Source organism: Acidovorax sp. GW460-11-11-14-LB4 (assembly GCF_059423685.1).
Genome location: NZ_JBWKYJ010000021.1, coordinates 1 through 21245, shown reverse-complemented (window position 1 = coordinate 21245; position 21245 = coordinate 1). Strand labels below are relative to the sequence as shown.

Genomic DNA, 21245 nt, shown 5'->3' with positions numbered 1-21245 from the left:
ATGACCAATACCGTTTTCAAGAAGACCACTGTGGCCGTGGCACTGGTGGCTGCTGGCATTGCCCTCGGTTGGGGCGTCTCCCAATGGCGCATTGCGAGCAGTCATCCATCTGGCGCTACCCCTCCATCGGCAGAAGCGGCGAAGGCCGACCGCAAGGTGCTGTACTGGTACGACCCCATGGTGCCAACGCAGAAGTTCGACAAGCCAGGCAAGTCGCCCTACATGGACATGGCGCTGGTTCCCAAGTACGCCGATGAGGACGCACAACAAAGCACCGGTTTGAATGTCTCGGCACAAGCGGTGCAAGCCCTCGGCCTGCGCACCGCCACGGTGGAGCAGCGCGACATTGGATCCGATGTGGACGTGCTGGGCACGGTCCAGCTCAATGACCGGGATGTGAGTATCGTCCAGGCGCGTTCTGCAGGATTTGTGGAGCGTGTCTATGCCCGGGCCCCGGGTGACGTGGTGGCCGCAGGCGCGCCATTGGCCGATTTACTGCTGCCTGAGTGGGTGGCTGCGCAGCGCGAGTTCCTCGCTGTCCGGGCGCTCAAGGAAGAGTCGCTGACGGCCGCTTCGCGTCATCGGTTGTCACTGCTGGGCATGCCTGCCTCGCTCGTGGCCCAGGTGGAGCGCACGGGCGAACCTCAGGGCCGCTACACGGTGACCTTCCCACAAGCAGGGATGGTGGCCGAACTGATGGTGCGCCAGGGCATGACGGTCTCTGCGGGGGCCAGCCTGGTGCGCGTGAACGGTCTGGCCAGCGTCTGGATCGAAGCGGCCGTTCCCGAAGCGCAAAGCGGTCCCTTGCAACTGGGGCAGGACGCCCAGGTGCGCCTGGCCGCGTTTCCGGGCGAAACCCTCAAAGCCCGTGTCGTGAGCATCCTCCCAGAGGCCAACCGGGACACCCGCACGGTGCGCGTGCGCCTGGAGCTTCCCAACCCCACCCAGCGCCTGAAGGCGGGCATGTCCGGGCAGATTGTCCTGGCGGGACGCACCCAACCGGCGCTGCTGGTACCCAGTGAAGCGGTGATCCGAACCGGTAAGCGGGCACTGGTTTACGTGGTGGACGGCCCCGGCAAGTACCACCCCGTCCAGGTACAACTTGGCGCGGAAATCGATGACCGACTCGTCATTCAAAGCGGACTCACCGCAGGGCAGCAGGTGGTCGCCTCGGCGCAGTTCCTGATCGACTCGGAAGCCAGCCTGCGAGGCATCATGCCCGCTCAACCTCCCGGCAGCAGCGCACAACCCATCGCTGAACAGGGTTCCTCGGCCTCTGCGGCTCCGGCGTCCAAGAGCTTTACGGTGCGAGGGGTGGTCGATGAGGTCACGCCAACCGAGCTGACCCTTACCCACGAGGCCGTGCCTGAACTGAAGTGGCCCGGCATGACCATGCCATTCAAGCTGGCAAACCCAGAGCTGGCCAAGGCCCTGAAACCCGAGCAGCAGGTCAAGTTCACCTTCCAGCAGCAAGGCAAGGACTTCGTGATCACTGCCGTGGAAAGGATCAAGCCATGATCGCACGTCTGATCCGCTGGTCGGTGGCGAACCGACTCCTGGTTCTGCTGGCGACCGTGATGCTCACGGCCTGGGGCGTGTGGGGCGTGCGCAGCACCCCCGTGGACGCGCTCCCCGATTTGTCGGATGTCCAGGTCATCATCCGCACCTCCTACCCCGGCCAGGCGCCGCAGATCGTGGAAAACCAGGTGACCTACCCGCTGGCCACCACCATGCTGTCCGTCCCGGGCGCCAAGACGGTGCGCGGCTTCTCGTTCTTTGGCGACTCGTTTGTCTACATCCTGTTCGAGGACGGCACGGACCTGTACTGGGCACGTTCCCGGGTGCTGGAGTACATGAACCAGGTGCAGGGGCGACTACCCGCCACGGCCAAATCGTCGCTCGGCCCCGACGCCACCGGGGTCGGCTGGATCTACCAATATGCGCTGGTGGACCGCACCGGCAAGAACGATCTCGCCCAGCTGCGGGCCCTGCAGGACTGGTTCCTGAAATTCGAACTCAAGAGCCTGCCCAATGTCGCGGAAGTGGCGTCGGTGGGCGGCATGGTCAAGCAGTACCAGGTGGTGCTTGATCCGATCAAGCTCGCAGCCCAAGGGCTGACCCAGGGGCAGGTGCGTGAGGCCATCATGGGCGCCAACCAGGAAACGGGTGGGTCGGTGCTGGAGTTGTCCGGGGCCGAGTACATGGTGCGCGCCAGCGGCTACCTCAAGACGCTGGACGACTTCCGGGCCATCCCGCTGGTGTCGCGCGCCGGGATTCCCGTGCGCTTGGGTGATGTCGCAACGCTCCAGATCGGGCCGGAAATGCGGCGCGGCATCGCCGAACTCGACGGCGAGGGCGAGGTGGCCGGTGGCGTGGTGGTCCTGCGCTCGGGCAAGAATGCCCAGGAAACCATAAAAGCCGTCAAGGCCAAGCTCAGTGAGCTGCAAAGCAGCCTGCCCCAGGGCGTGGAAATCGTCACCACCTACGACCGCAGCGCACTCATTGAGCGGGCGATCCAGAACCTAACGACGAAACTCGTGGAGGAGTTCATCGTGGTGGCTGTGGTCTGTGTCTTGTTCCTCTGGCACTTGCGCTCGGCACTGGTCGCCATCATTTCTCTGCCTCTGGGGATCATGGCGGCGTTTCTGGTGATGCGCTACCAGGGCATCAACGCCAACATCATGTCCCTGGGCGGGATTGCCATTGCCGTGGGCGCCATGGTTGATGCGGCCGTGGTGATGATCGAGAACGCCCACAAGAAGCTGGAGGCCTGGCAGCACAAGCATCCCGACCGCCAACTGGTGGGGGAAGAGCGCTGGAAGGTAATCACCGAAGCCGCCGAGGAGGTAGGCCCCGCGCTGTTCTTCTCGCTGCTCATCATCACCTTGTCCTTCGTGCCCGTCTTTACGCTGGAAGCACAGGAAGGTCGCCTGTTTGGACCGCTGGCGTTCACTAAGACCTACGCGATGGCCGCAGCTGCGGCCCTCTCGGTCACGCTGATCCCGGTCCTGATGGGCTACTGGATCCGGGGCCGCATCCCAGATGAGCAAAAGAACCCGATCACGCGCGCGCTGATTGCCGTGTACCGGCCTTGCCTGGAATGGGTTCTGCACCGCCCCAAATCCACACTGGTCATCGCCGTGCTGGCGCTGACGACCACGATCTGGCCCCTCTCGCGGCTGGGGGGCGAGTTCCTGCCCAGGCTCGATGAAGGCGATCTGCTGTACATGCCTTCGGCGCTCCCGGGCCTGTCGGCACAGCGGGCGACGGAGCTTCTGCAACTGAGCAACCGGATGATCAAGACGGTTCCCGAGGTCGAGCGCGTCTTCGGCAAGGCTGGCCGCGCGGAGACCGCCACGGATCCGGCCCCGCTGGAAATGTTCGAGACCACGGTGAAGCTCAAGCCCAGAGACCAATGGCGTCCAGGAATGACGCCCGAGGGTCTGATCGAGGAGCTGGACAAGGCCGTCAAGATTCCTGGCCTGTCCAACATCTGGATTCCACCCATCCGCAACCGGATTGACATGCTGGCCACCGGCATCAAGAGTCCCATCGGGGTCAAGGTGACCGGCAACGACCTGAAGGTGATCGACGGGATCGCTGCCCAAGTCGAGCAGGTCGCCAAGGGCATTCCGGGAGTGACTTCGTCGTTGGCAGAGCGCCTGACGGGGGGGCGCTACGTCGATGTCCGCATCGACCGCACGGCCGCAGGGCGCTACGGGCTGAACGTGTCCGAAATCCAGGCCGTGGTCTCCGGGGCCATCGGTGGTGAAAACGTCTCGGAAACGGTCGAGGGCCTGGCCCGCTTCCCGATCAACCTGCGCTATCCGCGTGAGTGGAGGGACTCGCCAGAGCGCCTGGCCCAGTTGCCCATCTCCACGCCCATGGGGCAGCAGATCACGCTGGGTACGGTGGCCAGCATCTCCATCACCGATGGACCACCTATGCTCAAGAGCGAGAACGCCCGCCCATCGGGCTGGGTGTATGTCGATGTGCGGGGTCGCGATCTGGCTTCCGTGGCCAATGAGCTGCGCGATGCCGTGAGCCGACAGATCAAGCTGGAGCCCGGGGTCAGCATCACGTACTCAGGCCAGTTCGAGTACCTGGAGCGGGCCAATGCCCGCCTTAAGGTAGTCGTGCCCGCCACCTTGCTGATCATCTTCGTGTTGTTGTACTTGACCTTCTCACGCATGGGGGAGGCAGGACTGATCATGGCGACACTGCCGTTCGCGTTGACCGGGGGCATCTGGTTCCTGTACCTGATGAACTACAACTTGTCCATCGCAACGGGCGTTGGCTTCATTGCCCTGGCAGGGGTGGCAGCAGAGTTTGGGGTGGTCATGCTCATCTACCTCAAGCAGGCGCTGGCAGAGAGATGTCCAGACGGCGGGCAACCTACGCTGGAGGAGCTTCTGGACGCCATTCGGGAAGGTGCCGTGCTACGCGTCCGGCCCAAGGCGATGACCGTGGCTGTCATCCTTGCAGGCCTGGTGCCCATCGTGTGGAGCAGCGGGACAGGCTCGGAGGTCATGAGCCGCATCGCGGCCCCTATGCTGGGCGGTATGGTGACAGCGCCGCTGCTGTCCTTGTTTGTGATTCCTGCGGCCTATGTGCTGATGAGAAAGCCGAGAAAACGCAATCAGCCTGACACTGAGGCTTCGTGAGGCCGGCTTAGGGCGGCCCCCTTGGGGGCGTCGAGTTTGCTGATAGACAGGCTGCGTGGCGACGTCAGGCAATGCAGCTTCAATCGGACTGGCTCCATGGCATGGGTGCCGATCAAAGCGGCGCCACCAGGTCAGCGGCGCCCCCCTGTCGCTATCGCTCAAAACTGAAGACCCGATAAGAGCACCGTGGCCGCCATCAATGGCACCCAATGGAGCTATCGATCAAGTATGGATGCAAAGGAACCGAACACATCCCCACATCTGAAGTACGTCTCGCTTGGGGGCGGAAGTAAGGGGCATAGGGGGCCTTGCGCCGGTCGATTCAGCGAGGCGATCTAGAGAATGTCAAGGAAATTCGGTGCAAGAAGAGTCCCTCGAGTTACGCGCGGGGGCCAACCTATAGATACAGCTTGAGCCACAAGCATGCCGCTGTAGCTACGCTCAACCACACCATCACGACGAGCACCATCCCAAACTGACTTCTGGGTTTGGCACCCTTAGCTCGTATCCAAGCATCCGCCTGGACGCGGCATTCCGCAAGGACATCCGGTGGCAGTAGCTTCACGGTCAGCCAGATCAATGCTGGCAACAAAAGTATGTCGTCAACGTAACCCAATACGGGGATGAAATCCGGGATCAGGTCGATGGGACTCAGTGCGTAAGCAACTACAAAGACTCCCAGAATCTTCGCATGCCAGGGTGTGCGGGGATGCTTGCCCGCAAACCAAAGCGTCACGCCGTCGCGCTTGACCCGCTTGGCCCAGGTCTTCAATAGGATCCCGATACTCATGTGACCTGCCGCTGAATCTCTACCGTGACATGCGAAAGCTCGTGAATTTGCGCCATCAGCGCTTTGTAGTGCGAAGGCTCTTTCGGCTCCGGTGCTGTCAGCGAGACAATGGCCGCGAAGTGACCCGGCCCGACCTGCCACACGTGCAGATCGGTAACCTTGCTTCCTGTTGGCGCCATCGCCTCCCGGATCTCCAGCTGCACTTCCTCTCCTTCGGCTGAGGCATCCAGCAAAACACTACCAGAGTCGCGGATCAGACCCCAGGACCAGCGGGCTATCACCAGCGCGCCTACCACGCCCATGAGAGGGTCAGCCCACAGCCACCCGTAACTGCTGCCGACCAGCAGCGCGACGATGGCCAGCACCGAGGTAAGCGCATCCGCCAAGACGTGGATGTACGCAGCGCGCAGATTGTTGTCGCGGCTCATGCCCGGCGCATGGTGGTCATCGTGGCCGCAGTTGTCGCCGCGCTCAGAGTCATGTTGATGATGGCCGTGGTGGTGACCGTGGTGCGCGTGATCGTCTTTCAGCAGCCAGGCGCAGACTACGTTGATGACCAAACCCACGGCGGCCACGACGATCGCTTGGTTGAAATCGATAGGGATCGGTTGGGTCAGCCGGACCACGCTTTCGTAAGCGATAAGCAGGGCAATCAACGCCAAGATGACTGCGCTCGCAAAGCCAGCCAGGTCGCCGAGTTTGCCCGTGCCGAACGTAAAGCGCCGATTGCGCACGTGCTTGCGTGCGAAGCGATAAGCCAACGCGGTGATCAGCATAGCGCCTGCATGGGTGGACATGTGCCAGCCGTCGGCCACCAGCGCCATTGAGCCGTAGAGCGTGCCCGCAATGATCTCAACCAGCATCATGCTGGCCGTGAGGGCAATGACCAGCCACACTTTGCGCTCGTTGCGCTCGTGGTCGGAGCCCAGAAAGAAATGGTCGTGTGCTGACTCGGCGACTGCAGTGGGTGTTGCAAAGCTCATTTGTATTTTCCAATGTGGAGGTGACTTTGGTGCAACAGGTTCATTTCATGTAAGCCCGGATGACCTCAATCATTTGCTCACCGCCCCGGTGGCGCTCCGTGTTGTCCGACGGCGCAAGCACGTGGTCACGCAGGTGGTCTTCCATCACCTCGGCGGTCAATCCGCTGACTGCACCCCGCACGGACGCGATCTGACGCAGCACTTCGACACAGGGTGCATCTGAATCTAGGGCGCGCTCGATTCCTTCGATCTGACCCTTGATACGGCGGACACGCGCGATCAATTTGGATTTTTCACGAGAGGTATGGGACATATTGGGGAGCAATAAAAATAGTCTAGGGGACTATATTACCAAGGTGAGTGCAAAGTTGCTGCGGGGGCATACGGTGATGATTTTGAGGTCGAGACAAGTTTGGGCTTTGATTGCCAATCGGAACCAAAGGCTATGGCAGCTCGCGCAACTAAGGCTCCGTGCGCATTTCCACTGGGCTCTCGCAGCTGTATACGTTCACATAGACTGCCGAGCCCACTTGGATGGCGGTTGGACTGGGTACAGCCGCAACGCGCCAGCGAACTCTGCTCATCTCCTTCCACCGGACGACAGCCAGCGACTCGATGGATGGGCGTTTTGGTGTCCAAAGACATTGCCCTTCGTACCTGCTTCGAAGCACCTCGTTAGAACCTACCTGTACGACGACACCCATTCGCCAGCCCTCGTTCCAGGCGAGGCGGTTTTCATACACGGGGGTTGCGCACCCGGCTAAAGCCGCTGCAGCCAATAGAGTCGCGAGCCAACTTGATCTATAAATCATGGCATTTGTACCTCTGTAAGAGAGTCACTGCAGCGCTGGCTGCAGCGAGCCTGGAAAAGATCAGGACCCAGACATTCGCCCGGGTTCTTTACTGGATCAAGCCTCGGCCAGATGACCAGATTGCACTTCCTTTTGGTGGTCCTTCTCGCGACGGCGATGCGCCATGCCGTAGAGCATGGGCAGCACCAGCAGCGTCAATGCGGTGGAAGACAGAATGCCCCCGATCACGACCGTGGCCAGTGGCCGCTGCACTTCGGCCCCGGTACCTACGGCAATGGCCATGGGTACAAAACCCAGGGAGGCCACCAATGCAGTCATAAGCACAGGCCGCAGCCGCGTCAGGGAGCCTTCGCGGATGGCGGCATCCAGTGTCATCCCATCCTCTCGGAGGCTTCGGATGTAGGAAATCATCACCAGACCGTTGAGCACAGCGACACCAGACAGGGCAATGAAGCCCACCCCTGCTGAAATCGACAGGGGAATGTCACGCAACCACAGCGCCACAACGCCGCCGGTGAGTGCGAACGGTATGCCGGTGAACACCAACAAGCCATCCTTGGCGTTACCAAACATCACGAACAGCAGGGTGAACACCAGCAGCAGCGCCACGGGGACAACAATCTGCAGCCGCTTGGAGGCTGACTGGAGTTGCTCGAAGGTCCCCCCCCACTGCGTCCAGTAGCCGCTTGGTATTTCCACCTGCTGTGCCAACTTGGTCTGGGCCTCGGCCACGAAACTGCCGATGTCCCGTCCGCGCACGTTGGCCGTCACGACCACCCGACGTTTGCCGTCTTCGCGGCTGATCTGGTTGGGTCCAGGAGCCGAAACGATGGCCGCGACATCCGACAGGCGGACAAAGCCGCGCGTACTGGAGCCTTCCGCGGCCAGCAGGCGGACCGGCAGCCGCTCAATGGCTTCGATATCGCTGCGAAGAATGTCAGGCAGGCGCACCAGAATGTCGAACTGGCGATCCCCCTCAAAGACGCGGCCAGCCTCCTGCCCACCCAGTGCGGCGGACACGCTGTCCTGTACATCGGCCACGTTCAAGCCGAGGCGAGCGGTTCTTTCCCGGTCGATCTTGATGGTCAGCATCGGTAGCCCGGTGGTCTGCTCGACCTTGACGTCCGCAGCACCAGCGATGCCTTCCAGCACCTGAGAAATCCGTTCGGCGCTCTCATTCATCTGGTCCATGTCATCGCCAAACACCTTGACCGCCACATCGCTGCGTACGCCAGATATGAGTTCGTTGAAGCGCATCTGGATCGGCTGAGTGAACTCGTAGTTGTTGCCAGGTACTTTGGCCACTGCAGCCTGCATTGCAGCAACAAGGTCTGCCTTCGTTCGCTTAGGATCCGGCCACTGGTCGCGCGGCTTGAGCATGACGAAGTTGTCGGCCACGTTGGGGGGCATGGGATCGGTGGCGATCTCGGCGGTTCCGAGCTTCGCAAACACTGCATCCACCTCGGGAAACTCCTTGATCGTTTTTTCCAGCTGAATCTGCATGCCAATCGCCTGCGTCAGGCTGGTCCCCGGGATGCGAAGCGCGTGTAACGCAATATCACCCTCATCCAAGTTGGGGACGAACTCGCTGCCCATGCGTGTCACCAGCAGCCCGGACAACAGCACGCAGGCCGCTGCAGCCGTAAGCACCAGTGGCTTTCTGTCCATCACCCAGTCGAAGATGGGGGCGTATCCGCGCTTAGCCCAGAGCATCAGGCGACTTTCGGTTTCGCTCACCTTGGAGCCGATGAAAAGCGCGACCGCAGCAGGAATGAACGTGACTGACAAGATCATGGCGCCCAGCAGTGCAATGACCACCGTGAAGGCCATGGGGTGGAACATCTTGCCCTCCACCCCGGTGAGCGCAAAGATGGGGAGGTAGACCACCATGATGATCAGCTGTCCGAACATCAACGCGCGGCGAGACTCCTTGGCAGCGGAAAACACTTCGTGGAATCGCTCGTTGCGTGTCAAAGGTCTGCCTGCAGCGGCCTGCGCGTGCGAGAGACGCCGTATGCAGTTCTCCACGATGACGACCGCGCCATCGATGATGATGCCGAAGTCGAGCGCCCCCAGACTCATCAGGTTAGCACTGACCTTGTTGCTCACCATCCCGGTGAACGTGAACAACATCGCCAGCGGGATGACCAGCGCCGTGATGATGGCAGCCCGAATGTTCCCCAGAAAAAGGAACAGGATCGCGATCACCAGCAACGCGCCCTCCATCAGGTTTTTCTTGACGGTCGCAATGGCTTTGTCCACCAATACGGTACGGTCATAGACTGTCTTGGCAATAACCCCCTTGGGCAGGCTCTTGTTGATGGCCTTGAGCCGCTTGTCCACTGCTGTAGATACGTCGCGGCTGTTTTCTCCAATCAGCATGAAGACGGTACCGAGAACCACCTCCTGGCCGTTCTCTGTGGCCGCTCCGGTGCGCAGTTCCTTACCGAGGATGACATCCGCGACATCACGGATACGGACAGGCACACCCTTGGTGGTTGCGACTACCACGTTCTGGATGTCTCCTATCGATCCCACCTGGCCCGGCGCGCGGATCAGGTACTGTTCGCCGCGACGCTCGATGTAGCCTGCACCCACGTTGGCGTTGTTACGCTCCAAGGCAGTGACCAGGTCTGCAATCGTCAATCCGTGGGCCACGAGCTTATCTGGCCACGGCGCCACCTGGAACTCCTTGGCATACCCGCCGATGGTGTTGATTTCGGTGACACCCGGAACGGTGCGCAGCTGCGGTTTGATGATCCAGTCCTGGATTTCTCGCAGATCCATGGGGGTGTACTCGCCGCCATTGGGTTTGCGTGCACCCGGCTCGGCTTCCACCGTCCACATGTAGATTTCGCCCAGACCGGTGGAAATAGGCCCCAGCGAGGGCGTCAGCCCTGCAGGGAGTCGACCACGCGCTTCCTGAATGCGCTCGCTCACCAACTGGCGCGCGAAATACAGATCGGTCCCCTCCTTGAAGACAACGGTCACCTGTGACAAGCCGTAGCGTGAGATGGAGCGTGTCTGCTCCAGCTTGGGCAGGCCCGCCATGGCGGTCTCGATGGGAAAGGTGACGCGTTGCTCCGATTCCAGCGGTGAATAGCCCGGAGCCTCGGTATTGATCTGTACCTGCACATTGGTAATGTCTGGCACAGCGTCGATGGGGAGCTTCTGGTAGTTGAAAACGCCGAACGCGGCCATTCCCAGAACCGCCAGCAGCACAAGCCATCGCTGATCGATGGCAAAGCGAATGATGCGTTCAAACATCGTGGTGTCCCTTAGAGCGCGGCATCGGCGCGTTCACCCGTGCGAGTGCGCACGACATCGATGAGTTCGACTACGCCGATCACGCCGTCGCCGCTCTGGCCGGTACGTGCCGCATTGGCAATGGCATCCACGATGCCGGGGGCATCGCCGTCGTTGCAGAACACCATCAGAACCAACTGCTGGTGGTTGTCGGGACTCCATTCGTCGTTGTCGAAGTGGTGGTCGTGACCATGCCCTCGCGGATGACCGTGGGCCGGGAAAACCGTGAACCCCGGGAGATGAGGCAGCGCGTGCAGTGCCGCTTCCACTGCGTCAAGGCGGTGGGGCCGGATGATGGCGGTGATCTGTTTCATGTGCAGCTCCTTCATCAGTGGTCGTGGCTGGCGCCGGCTTTGCCCAGCTCCGCTTTGACAACAAAGCTATTGGTGGCTGCGTAGCGATCTCCGGCCTTGAGGCCACCTTTCACCTCCACCATGCGACCGTCGCTGCGTCCCAGCTCCAGGGGCCGCGCCTCCAGGCTCTCGCCATAGCGGCCGAACACCACTTTCCAGTCCCGCAGGTCCTGCACCGCCTGAGCGGAGACTGCAACCGGCACTTCCTTCTCTTCCAGCAGCACTTCCACCGTGACGGGCAGACCGGGCCTCCACAGTCCCTTGGGGTTGGGCAGCGTGGTGCGAACCATTGCGCTGCGTGTTTGTTCGCCGACGAGCGCGCTGATGTAGGTCACCTTGCTCGTCGCGGTGGCCTCAAACGCATTGGCCCGCACCTGGGTCGGCTGGCCCACAGCCAAACCGCCAAGGTCCTGGCTCGATACCGGAGCCTCCACCCAGACAGAAGACAAATCCGAGACTGTGAAGACAGCACTGTCCTCTTTGACGGCTTCGCCCAGCGAGATGCGCTTCTCTGTTACGACGCCGTCAATGGGCGAGCGCAACTCGTATCGGGTGAGACCACCGCTTGCCGCATCGCCGCCCAGGGACGCTGACTTGCTCTGGGCACTTTGCGCGGCAATCGCCGCTTCTTGCATGGCGGACCGCGCGCTGAGCATGTCCTGCTCAGCGGTGATTTTTTCTTCCCAGAGCTTTTTTTCGCGTTCGTACGTTGTGCGCGCGAGGGACAGGCGCTGCTGTGCGGCCAGCAGCTCGGCGCGCTGGTCTGCAAGTACCTGGCTGCTGAGAATGGCCATCACCTGGCCTTTGCGGACCGTATCTCCCGCGCTGACCAGCACCTGCTCAACGAGTCCTGCCAGGCGCGGAACCATCTGCACGGTCCGGTCGCTGTTGTACTTGACCTCGCCCAAGAGGCGCAGGGTGGTACCAATCTTGGCCGGGCCTGCTACTCCCAATTCAACACCGGCTGATTTGAGCTGATCGTCAGACATCGCGATCCGCGCCTCCACCTGCTCGTACCCCAGCTCGTGGGTTTTTCCCGCGTAGGTGGCGGCAACCTTGACTTCGAATGAATGGGGTTCCTCCACCACCGCGTCTCCGAGCAAGTAGTCCTTCTCCTTGCGGAACGTGAAGGCCTGCGGCGGCTGCCCCAGCCGCAGCAAGCTCAGCTGGATCTGGCTCTGGGCGGGGTCGATGGGCTTGCCGCCCAGATAGGTGTAAAGCCGAAACTGAGGCTCCACTCCGGTCTCGAAGATGGTGACTTCCACGGCGTAATCACCGGATTTCAGGAGCTTGCCGCCGTGGGGGCCCTTGGCGGGCTTTTCGGCTTCAGCATGTTTGTCGTCATCCTTGTGTGCCTCGCCAGCTTCTGCTTCCTGGTGGCCGTGCTCGTCACCACCGCTGGAACTCTTCTTCCCACTGACGATGAAGGCCCCGAGAACGAGGGTAACGATGAGGACGGCCGCGATGGCCAGCCATTGCTTCTTGGGTTTGGTAGTCATGAATGTGCTCCGGAGTTCAACGCGCACTGGTCAGCGCGTCAGTGCCCAAAATTCGATGGAGTTCGGCGCTTGCGCGATGGGCTTCTGCAAGGGCTTTGAGGTACTGGCTGCGCGCCTGGAGAAGCGTGCGCTGGGCGTCCAATGCCTCCAAGAAACTGAACTTTCCCAGCTCGAACCCTTTGGTGGCGGCGTCATAGGCCGACTGGGCTCCGGGAACGACATCCGCAGCAAGCGACTGTGCTTCCGCGCGGGCACTGGACAGGCGTTCACGCGCCTGGAGCGCCTCACTTTCCAGCTGCATGCGCGTGGATGCCAGTTCCAAGCGCGCCTTGTCTTCGCGCTTGAGGGCTTCCAGGATGTTGCCTTCGTTGCGGTCAAACAAGGGAAGCGGGATCGATAGTCCGATCACCGCCTGGGTACGGCCTTGCTCCTGATCGCGTTTGGCGCCCAGGCTGACCGTGATGTCCGAGATGCGCCGTGCGTTCTCCACGGCGGTAAGGGCTTGCCGGCGTCGAACTTCCATCTCTGCGCGCTGCAACGCGGGCGATTGATCCAGCTGTGCCTGAAACACCTCATAGTTCTGGATCGGAGGCAAATCGTCGAGCCGACCTTCCAGTACAAGGGGCCCCAGGGGACTGCCCATTGCGCTTGCAAGGCGCGCACGGGCGGCACTGGATTCCGAACGGGCTTGCGCCAGTTCAATGCGCACATTGGCCTCGGCAACCTTGGCCTTGGTTTCTTCGACAGGAGACAATTTGCCAGCTTTCACGCGCTGCGATGTCGCCAGGCTTGACCTCTGGGACAACTCCAGCGCCGCCTCGGCGAGACGCAGACGCTCCTGGATGGTGAGCACGTCAAAGAATGCCGTCACTACCGCTGCGGCAATGGCATGGCGGCGCGCAGACAGGTCTGCCCGGGCTAGCTCGGCGGCCCTCTCAGCCGCCGTCATACGGGCCTGCCGCTTGCCACCCAGCTCTATGGGCTGATTGATCTGCACTGTGGTCGTGCGCGATGGGCTTTTGGTGCCTTCTTGTGTGAAGGACAACTCGGGATTGGGGCGTGCGCGGGCCTGAAGGCTCGCGCCGCCCAGCGCTTGCACTTCAGCATCGGCAACGGCCAGTTCGGGATGGTGCGCCAGCGCCTGCTCTACAGCCTGCCGAAGGGAGAGTTGCCCCATGCCCAAGCTTGGCCGCTCAGGTATTTGAACTACTGCAGGTGCAGATATTGGGGGAGTGCCCTGGGCAAATGCCACGGGCACAAGAAAAGCCGCTCCCAAGAACGGCAACAAAGGGTATCGCATCGAATTCTCCGCTGATCACTGAAACAGGAGGAATTCGGCGAGATGGGGGGCGACGCTCGCCCCCTTGCTAGGTCAAGAAGCGTTCAAACATGCCCAGGCCCTTCCCGCCGAAGAGTTTCAGCGAGGGCCTTGGGAGGGCGTTCGAGTCCTGATGTCGTTGCTGTGGAGAAATCCACGCTCAGCTCAGGCGGGGATACGGAGACAGTCCCCACGAGGAATGGCTGCACGAAGAGTGAGGGGAATGGGTAGGCACCCGGCAGATGATGGTGGTCCGCATTCACTGAACCACCAAGGGACTCCCCATCGAGGGAGACATGATCGCTTCCCGGTTCGGCGGACGCATCTTCCACGTGCTCCGCTTCATGGTGGCCCCAGTGCGACGTGCCTTCTAATTGCTCATGGATGCAGGTTGCTGCCGCCGCGCTCCAGGAAAACTGGAAGGGCAGCAGCACCATCAGGCAGATGAGGAAGGCGCGGCGCATCGGGGCGAGTGTACCTGTCGGTGATCACTGCATGCCAATGCTCAGCCGCCTGCGCCGTACATTTCCTGCAGGCGCTGCTTTTCGGCAGCGGACATGCCCAGGTACTCTTGCTGCACTTGGTCACGAGTTTTGGCTGGGCCGGTTGCCTTGATGGGCAGCGCCCCCCCACGCGACAGGACCGCCAGTGTTCCATCCTTGCGTGCGGCTTCCACGGACTGCATCACTTCACCACGGGATTTGGTGCTTTGAACATGATCAGGGTGTGTGGTGTAGCCGACTTCACCACCCGTGGGGTGATACAGCGACGAGGCAGAGGCCAGGCCAGGGGCGACGATCATCAGGGCGGCCAGTGAAAAATCTAGGGATTTACGAGTAGTCATGGGTGCGTCTCTTGGTTCAAGTGAGCCTTTGGCGACTTGCCTCGGCTATGCCTTTCGACATGGAGTGCACTTTAGAAAGCGGCCCACGACACTGCGCCAACAGCCAGATGACAAATTCGTAATCTACGGACGCCCCACATTCTTCGAGAATCGGCGTATGAAAATTCTTCTCATCGAAGACGAAGTGAAGCTGGCCGAATACCTGCGAAAGGGTCTTGGGGAAGTCGGTTACGTGGTGGATGTTGCGCACAACGGGGTAGACGGTTTGCACATGGCGCTGGAAGGCGGACATGACCTGCTTGTGCTCGACGCCATGCTGCCGGGCATCGACGGCTTCAGCTTGCTGACCGCTTTTCGTAAATCCAGGCAGACACCGGTACTGATGCTGACGGCCCGGGTCAGCGTGGAGGACCGGGTACTGGGACTGCAAACCGGCGCAGACGATTACCTGGTCAAGCCCTTTGCGTTTTCCGAACTGAATGCCCGCATCCAGGTCCTGCTCAGGCGTACCCAGGGCGCGAGGGACACATCCGAACCCGCGCAGCTGCGCCTGGCTGACCTCGAAGTGGACTTGGTACGGCGCAAAGCCTCCAGGAGTGGCCAACGGCTGGATCTGACATCCAAGGAGTTCCTGCTTTTGACGCTGTTCCTACGGCGCAACGGTGAGGTGCTGTCTCGCACCGAGATTGCCGAACAGGTGTGGGACATGAACTTCGACAGTGACACGAACGTTGTGGAGGTCGCGATACGTCGCCTGCGCAGCAAGTTGGACGTTCCTTTTGAGAGACCACTGCTTCACACCATCAGGGGCATGGGCTACGTCATGGAAGAGCGCAACGCATGAAGGTACTGGACCGCCATCGGTCGTTGCGCCAGCGGCTGTCGTGGTGGCTGGCGCTGCAGAGTTTTGCCGGACTCGGGTTGGTCTGTCTGGCCGTCTACTTGGTGACGGAGTTCAATTTTCGTGACCGCCAGGAGGAAACGCTGGCGCAAAAGGAGAACGTTATCCGGAACCTTCTGGCGGATGGCAAGGAGCACCGGGATTCGGAGGACCTGACTCACAAGCTCGATGACTTTCTGGTGGGGCACGGGGATCTTTCTCTCGAAGTTCTGCAGTCCGACGCAGTTGTGCTCTACACGCACACTCGGAACCAGAACTCGCATACAGTGCTGCGCCAACGGCAATTCGAAGTGGCACAAGTCGATGGCTTGGCGTCAAGGGTATTGCGCGTGCAGCTGTCGCTGGACATACAAACCGACAACCAGTTGCTGCATCGGCTCGCAGTCACTTTGCTCGTGGCTGCAATTGGGGGCGCGATCGTGGTGTCGCTGGGAGGATTTTCCCTGGTCAACCTCGGGCTGGCGCCAGTGCGAAGGCTTGCCAGTCAAACACGTGCACTGTCTGCGGATAGCCTGCATCAGCGGCTCGACGGCGGAGAGCAACCCCTTGAACTCGTGCCACTAATTGACCAGTTCAATGCACTGTTGGCACGCATCGAGAAGGCCTATTCACAGATGGAGGGCTTCAATGCGGATGTGGCGCACGAGTTGTGCACACCGCTGGCCACGCTGATTGCCAACAATGAATTGGCACTCCGGCACCCCGACCAAGCGGACATGCAGGAGGTCATCGCATCCAATCTGGAGGAGCTGCATCGCCTGACGGGCATTGTCAACGACATGCTGTTTCTATCCCAGGCGGATCGCGGTGTGGGTGCGCGCCGTGCACCAGTGTCAAGCCTTGCGTCGTTGGCTGCGGACGTTCTGGACTACCACGAGGCGTCGCTGGCTGAGGCGGGACTCACGGCCAAGGTGGTAGGAGACGTGCAAGGCGCCTTCGACGCTCCTCTGCTGCGTCGGGCGTTGTCCAACCTGCTGGGAAATGCCACGCGGTACGCAAGGCCGGGTTCGATTGTTCAAGTGGGTTTCAAGGCGATGGAAGAGGACCGTGTGCTCATCACCGTCACCAACTGCGGCGACATGATTGACCCCGAGATACTTCCGCATTTTTTTGATCGATTCTTCCGCGCCGATCCAGCCCGCAGCCATGGGCAAAGCAACCATGGGCTCGGCCTGGCCATCGTTGGTGCAATTGCCCGCATGCACCAGGGCAAGCCCGTCGCATGGTCAGACAGTGGGGTGACAAGCGTTGGTATGGAGATCAGCGCCAATTGATGCCGGTCACCCTGCCTGACTGTTTGTGGGCCGCATCATAGCGAGGGCAGCTGAAGCCCAGCATCTTCGGCTTGTGCTCACTCATGCTTTTTCAGCAGCGAGTGTTTCGTTCATCCGCACAGCAGCGATCACACCTGACAGCAAGGTGATGGCCGCGACCAACCACACTGCGGCGGCCAACCCAAAAAGGTCCGCCGTGATACCCGCCAGGAGCGCGCCGACCGCGTAGCCCAGATCGCGCCAGAGCCGGTACACACCCACCGCAGACGCGCGCCAGGCAGGATGGGCTACATCTCCGATGGCCGCCAGCAAGGTGGGATAGACCATTGCAGTGCCGAGCCCGAGAAGGACTGCGCCAAAGCCGAATCCCAGAAAGCCTGCACTCAGCGCGGTGACGGCAACACCCACCGCCTGCACCCACATTCCCCAAACGATCAGTTGTTTGCGTCCGATGCGATCAGACAGCGCTCCCGTGAAAATCTGCGCCATTCCCCAGACAGCCGGGTAGATTGCGGCGAGCGTGCCAATCTGCGCCAAGCTCATGCCAGCAGCGGCAAAAACCAGGGGAAACAGGCCCCAGGCCATGCCATCGTTGAGGTTGTTGACGAGGCCTGCCTGGCTGATGCTGGAGAGGTTTTTGTCGGTCAGAGAGGCGCGGCGGAAGATGTCCCCCTGGCTGGGCAGTGCCACATCGTGGCCGGCATGGTGCGTGCGCACTTCTTGGGCCACATAGTGCCGGGTCTCGCGGACCGCCAGCACCGAGAGCGCCAGGCCAAACAGGACATAGGCCACACCAAGGTAGAAAGGTTGCGGGCGCAGCCCGTAGTGGGAGGCTAGCCAGCCGGTGGCGAGCGCACTGCCCGCCACTGCGAAGTACCCAGAAAACTCATTGAGACCCATCGCAAGGCCACGCTGCTTGGGCCCCACAAGATCAATCTTCATGATGACGGTGGTAGACCAAGTGAGGCCCTGGCTCACCCCCAGCAGCACATTGGCCGCGACGATCCAGTTCCAATCGGGCGCCCACATCAGCATAAAGGGCACAGGGGCTGCAACAAGCCATCCAGCCACCAGGACATGTTTGCGGCCATAGCGGTCGGAAAGTCGTCCCGCAAAGTAGTTGGTCAGCGCCTTGGTGATGCCGAAGACGACGATGAACGACAGAATCGCCGCCCGCGCCGCAATGTGGAACTCTTGCTCGGCGATGGCCGGAAGAATGCTGCGCTCCAGGCCCACCATCGCGCCGACGAAGGCATTGACCAGGACCAGCAAAGAGAACTGGCCCAGGTTTTCACGCAACCCCAGGCGGACGGTGGCCGTGTGCATCGTTCAGCCCTCCATACCGAGGTTGAAACGCACCATCGCATCCATGGCGGCCGGTCGCGGGGGAATCTCTTGCGTCAGGAAGCTGATGAAGGCGCCGCGCTCCATGGTCAATGCCGGATTCCAGCGTTTCTCGAATCCCAGCGTTGAAGAGGGCTTGCCAGACAAGCCCGCACCACAGGCGCTGCCAGCCTGGTGCCCCGGATAGATTTCGATTTCGTCAGGGAGCGACAGAAGCTTGGTGTGCAAGGTGTCATAGAGAACACCCGCCATCTGCTGCTCCTGTCCAGCCAAGTCAGGCCGACCAATGGCGCCAACAAATAGGGTGTCACCGGTCACGACGAACCAGGGAGCCTCACCGCGCCGCTTGTCGGTGACCAGCAGACACAGGCTGTCCGGCGTATGCCCTGGCGTGTGCAGAACCTTGACTTTGACATTGCCGACATCGAGCAGCTGTCCGTCCTGCAATGGCAGAAAGTCGTACTGCACCTGACCGTGATTGGATTCGTGCAGGCAATAGGGGGCATGAACCTTCTGGGCCAACGAACGACCACCCGAGTAATGATCGGCGTGGACATGGGTGTCGATGACGTGGGTGATTTCGACATTGGCTTCACGGGCCGCCTGCATGAACCAATCCTCGTCGCCAGCCACTACGTCGACCGCGATGGCCTTGGCCTGTCCAGCGCAGCCGAAAAAGTACGACAAGGAGGACTCCTTGGTCGCCAGTTGCTTGAAGAACATAGGTGCCTCCCTAAAAAACGAGAACTTGTCGGCCTTTGCTGTCCAGGCGATCAGTTCGCTTTGAGGGCCGACTCAATGGCCTCACTGCGCGGAGGTTTCGATGGGCAGGCCGCTGGCAGCCCACTCGCTGACACCGTCACTGATCTTTCTGGCTACGAAGCCACGGGCGCGCAGCAGTTGCACTGCCTCGTCAGACATGAGGCAGAAAGGCCCCCGGCAGTAAGCGACGATGGTGCGATCCGCAGGCAGATCAGCCAGACGCTTTTCCAGCTCATCCAGCGGCATAGAGCGCGCAAAAGGCAAATGCCCCGCGTTGAATTCGCTGGAAGGGCGTACGTCGATCACGACGATCTCTCCGTGCCGTGCTTTTTCCAGCAGGCTCTCCCGTCCCTCCGATACCAAGGTATCCGGTTGAGACGTCATCTGCCCCAGAGCAACCCGCAGCTCGACCAAGTGCTCCTCAGCGGTCTCCCGCAGGGCGACCCACAGTTGAGACACGTCTTGACCACTGAGGCGGTAGTAGATGTGCCGACCATCGCGCCGGGTTGCCACCAGACGGGCTTCCCGCAGTGCTTTGAGATGCGCGCTGGCCAGGCGCAAGTCGATACCAGCCTGCAAGGCCAAGGTCTCGACCGATTTCTCGCTTTGGGCAAGCAGCTCCAACAGCTCTAGCCGTTTTGGGCTTGAGAGGGACTTTCCGATGCGGGCAACCTGCTCGTATAGCAGGTCTTTCAACGTTCGAGCATTCATGATCTTTTAATCCAACGATTATTAGATTATATGGCGAATGCTATTTTTCAGCGGCCACAGTTCGCACTCGGGCGAGCCGATGCGAGCGTCTGGTCCCTCCCCCTTGAAAGGGTTGCAAGTGGGGAAATAGAGCGGGCGCGTTGTAGCCGGATCCGCAGATACCCCGTAACTGCCGGGGAAACACACAGGCGCGACTTCGCATGGGTTGGTTTTCTCAGCCGCGTTGGTTCTGATGAAAGTCGCGCTGGCCGCATCTGCCGAACAAAAGCCGGTCTCTGACGCCGGCGCAGTACCAATACGAAACGCGGGCCTGGTGACGGAGGAAGCCGTCGGCGTACCTTCTATTTCATTGACGTGCCACTTGTTCGTGCGGTTCTCACTTGGATGGCATGACCGCTTGGCGGTCCACCATCATTTGCATCATCTGTTCCATCATGGCCATGCGGCGCTCCATTTGAGCGTGCATGCCCATCATGCCGCCTCCCATGCCCGAGTTTCCAGAGGCTGCAGGTGCGGCAGGTTTGGCCTGCGCCCCTTGCTGCATCATCCCCATACCCATGCCACCAGAATTACCAGCACCCATCATGGCCATGCCGGACTGCATGAGCTTCATGTGCTCGTCCATCAGAGCAGAACGTTCGGCGGGAGTCTTGGCCGCCTGCATTTTTTTGTGCATTTCCTGCATCGCCTTCATCTGACGATCAAAGGCGTCCGGTGCTGGCGGGGTAGTAGCTGTCGGGGCAGACTGGGTGGCTACGCCACCGCTCTGCGCATCACCGGGGTGGTGGCCTGCGTGTTCGTCCGTAGGTTTTGGAGATTGCGCGATGGCACATCCCGCCACGAAAAGGGTTGTCAACAGCCCAGCGACGATATTCAGACGCATGATGGTCTCCTTGTAGGTTCAATTGCAGCATGACGACGTACGGTTCGCAGCGCCTTGATTCACATCAACAGAGGTTGTGGACCGAGACGCACAGCAGCAGCCACCGGTTGTTCGGCCCGATGAAGTCCCCACCACGGCGTCTGCTTTGTATCCGGCACGCTCAATTGCGGAGCGAACAAGCTCCACAGTGTCGTCTTCGGCTTGCCCAGGAACGCGGACCTGCCGCGCGGCCACATCGATTTCTACTTCGACACCCGCCGGCATTGGGGCCTGAGCTATTGCTCGACGAATGCGCTGGGCGCAACCACCGCACGTCATGTCAGGAACATTGAAACGGACCATGTGAGCCTCCTTCAGTTGATTCATGTTTTGACTATGAACCTTGTCACGACGAGAAGGTCAAGCCCATTCGCAAAAATCAACCGGGCGTCAAGATCGAGAGCGGCAGTCGCCAAGGCATGTAAGGCTATGCCGATGCGATCATGCTTGGCGAGTTGCATGCTAAGAGGCTCTTAACGTTTTATCGAGCCGCCTATGGACCTCGCGGACCTGCTTAAGCTGGCTTGAAAGCGCAAGCCATGTGAGGAGCTAATAGATTGGTGTTCTCTATCTCCATCCAAAAATATGGCCCACTACTCCGAACGACCGATGAGAGATCGTCAGCGGACTTCCATAGCGGCAGGACGAGCGACGGCAACCGCTGCTTATGGAGAGCTCTCCATAAGCAGCGTTATGCACAGCACGCAGTTATGCACAGTTGGTCCGGCAGCGCGGCGTCGCCGCCCTCGCAAGAGGGCTGCG

At 60.9% G+C, this 21245-nt stretch carries 19 protein-coding genes; 4 read left to right on the top strand and 15 right to left on the bottom strand.

Annotated features, from left to right (window positions below; translation table 11 throughout):
• Together AC07X4_RS10230 and AC07X4_RS10225 are read left to right on the top strand one after the other, a co-directional pair.
• Positions 1-1518, top strand: coding sequence for an efflux RND transporter periplasmic adaptor subunit (locus AC07X4_RS10230; protein WP_056419591.1), 1518 nt, complete (start codon positions 1-3; stop codon positions 1516-1518).
• A complete protein-coding gene (locus AC07X4_RS10225; protein ID WP_494740002.1) occupies positions 1515-4664 on the top strand; it encodes an efflux RND transporter permease subunit in 3150 nt (1049 codons plus the stop codon). Before AC07X4_RS10230 ends, AC07X4_RS10225 begins: the two co-directional genes overlap by 4 nt.
• Positions 4665-5061: 397 nt before the next feature.
• Here the strand turns inward: AC07X4_RS10225 and AC07X4_RS10220 are convergent, their stop codons facing one another.
• The 9 genes from AC07X4_RS10220 to AC07X4_RS10180 form a co-directional block, all read right to left on the bottom strand.
• Positions 5062-5454, bottom strand: a complete 393-nt coding sequence (locus AC07X4_RS10220; protein WP_015012950.1) for a YkvA family protein — start codon at positions 5452-5454, stop codon at positions 5062-5064.
• Positions 5451-6437, bottom strand: coding sequence for a CDF family Co(II)/Ni(II) efflux transporter DmeF (dmeF, locus tag AC07X4_RS10215; RefSeq protein WP_015012951.1), 987 nt, complete (start codon positions 6435-6437; stop codon positions 5451-5453). The genes AC07X4_RS10220 and dmeF overlap by 4 nt, the downstream gene beginning before the upstream one ends.
• Positions 6438-6477: 40 nt before the next feature.
• A complete protein-coding gene (locus tag AC07X4_RS10210; RefSeq protein ID WP_494740001.1) occupies positions 6478-6750 on the bottom strand; it encodes a metal/formaldehyde-sensitive transcriptional repressor in 273 nt (90 codons plus the stop codon).
• A 595-nt stretch (positions 6751-7345) separates the two neighbouring features.
• The gene (locus tag AC07X4_RS10205; RefSeq protein ID WP_015012953.1) at positions 7346-10516 is read right to left on the bottom strand and encodes an efflux RND transporter permease subunit; all 3171 of its coding nucleotides are present in this window, start codon (positions 10514-10516) and stop codon (positions 7346-7348) included.
• Between the two features lie 11 nt (positions 10517-10527).
• Positions 10528-10869, bottom strand: coding sequence for a P-II family nitrogen regulator (locus tag AC07X4_RS10200; RefSeq protein WP_015012954.1), 342 nt, complete (start codon positions 10867-10869; stop codon positions 10528-10530).
• A gap of 14 nt (positions 10870-10883) precedes the next feature.
• Complete coding sequence (locus AC07X4_RS10195) at positions 10884-12407, bottom strand: efflux RND transporter periplasmic adaptor subunit (RefSeq protein ID WP_015012955.1); 1524 nt, start codon at positions 12405-12407, stop codon at positions 10884-10886.
• Positions 12408-12423: 16 nt separating this feature from the next.
• On the bottom strand, positions 12424-13584 hold the full coding sequence (locus AC07X4_RS10190) for a TolC family protein (RefSeq protein WP_494740000.1): 1161 nt from the start codon (positions 13582-13584) through the stop codon (positions 12424-12426).
• Positions 13585-13790: 206 nt separating this feature from the next.
• Entirely contained in the window at positions 13791-14189 is a 399-nt protein-coding gene (locus AC07X4_RS10185; RefSeq protein ID WP_148279920.1) for a hypothetical protein, read from the bottom strand.
• A 41-nt stretch (positions 14190-14230) separates the two neighbouring features.
• Entirely contained in the window at positions 14231-14569 is a 339-nt protein-coding gene (locus tag AC07X4_RS10180; protein ID WP_015012957.1) for a hypothetical protein, read from the bottom strand.
• Positions 14570-14726: 157 nt separating this feature from the next.
• Here AC07X4_RS10180 and AC07X4_RS10175 point away from each other — a divergent pair, with 157 nt between their 5' ends.
• Both AC07X4_RS10175 and AC07X4_RS10170 read left to right on the top strand, forming a co-directional pair.
• Positions 14727-15413: a heavy metal response regulator transcription factor gene (locus AC07X4_RS10175; RefSeq protein WP_015012958.1), complete on the top strand. Its 687-nt coding sequence runs from the start codon at positions 14727-14729 to the stop codon at positions 15411-15413.
• The gene (locus AC07X4_RS10170) at positions 15410-16744 is read left to right on the top strand and encodes a heavy metal sensor histidine kinase (RefSeq protein ID WP_015012959.1); all 1335 of its coding nucleotides are present in this window, start codon (positions 15410-15412) and stop codon (positions 16742-16744) included. The genes AC07X4_RS10175 and AC07X4_RS10170 overlap by 4 nt, the downstream gene beginning before the upstream one ends.
• A gap of 81 nt (positions 16745-16825) precedes the next feature.
• Here AC07X4_RS10170 and AC07X4_RS10165 read toward each other — a convergent pair whose 3' ends face one another.
• The 6 genes from AC07X4_RS10165 to AC07X4_RS10140 form a co-directional block, all read right to left on the bottom strand.
• Positions 16826-18070, bottom strand: a complete 1245-nt coding sequence (locus tag AC07X4_RS10165; protein WP_015012960.1) for an MFS transporter — start codon at positions 18068-18070, stop codon at positions 16826-16828.
• A gap of 3 nt (positions 18071-18073) precedes the next feature.
• On the bottom strand, positions 18074-18811 hold the full coding sequence (locus AC07X4_RS10160; RefSeq protein ID WP_015012961.1) for an MBL fold metallo-hydrolase: 738 nt from the start codon (positions 18809-18811) through the stop codon (positions 18074-18076).
• A gap of 81 nt (positions 18812-18892) precedes the next feature.
• The gene (locus AC07X4_RS10155; protein ID WP_015012962.1) at positions 18893-19561 is read right to left on the bottom strand and encodes an ArsR/SmtB family transcription factor; all 669 of its coding nucleotides are present in this window, start codon (positions 19559-19561) and stop codon (positions 18893-18895) included.
• A 376-nt stretch (positions 19562-19937) separates the two neighbouring features.
• Complete coding sequence (locus AC07X4_RS10150; RefSeq protein ID WP_015012963.1) at positions 19938-20444, bottom strand: hypothetical protein; 507 nt, start codon at positions 20442-20444, stop codon at positions 19938-19940.
• 18 nt (positions 20445-20462) lie between these two features.
• Complete coding sequence (locus AC07X4_RS10145; RefSeq protein ID WP_015012964.1) at positions 20463-20786, bottom strand: heavy-metal-associated domain-containing protein; 324 nt, start codon at positions 20784-20786, stop codon at positions 20463-20465.
• Positions 20787-20806: 20 nt separating this feature from the next.
• On the bottom strand, positions 20807-20944 hold the full coding sequence (locus tag AC07X4_RS10140; RefSeq protein WP_156391310.1) for a hypothetical protein: 138 nt from the start codon (positions 20942-20944) through the stop codon (positions 20807-20809).
• Positions 20945-21245: the final 301 nt, after the last annotated feature.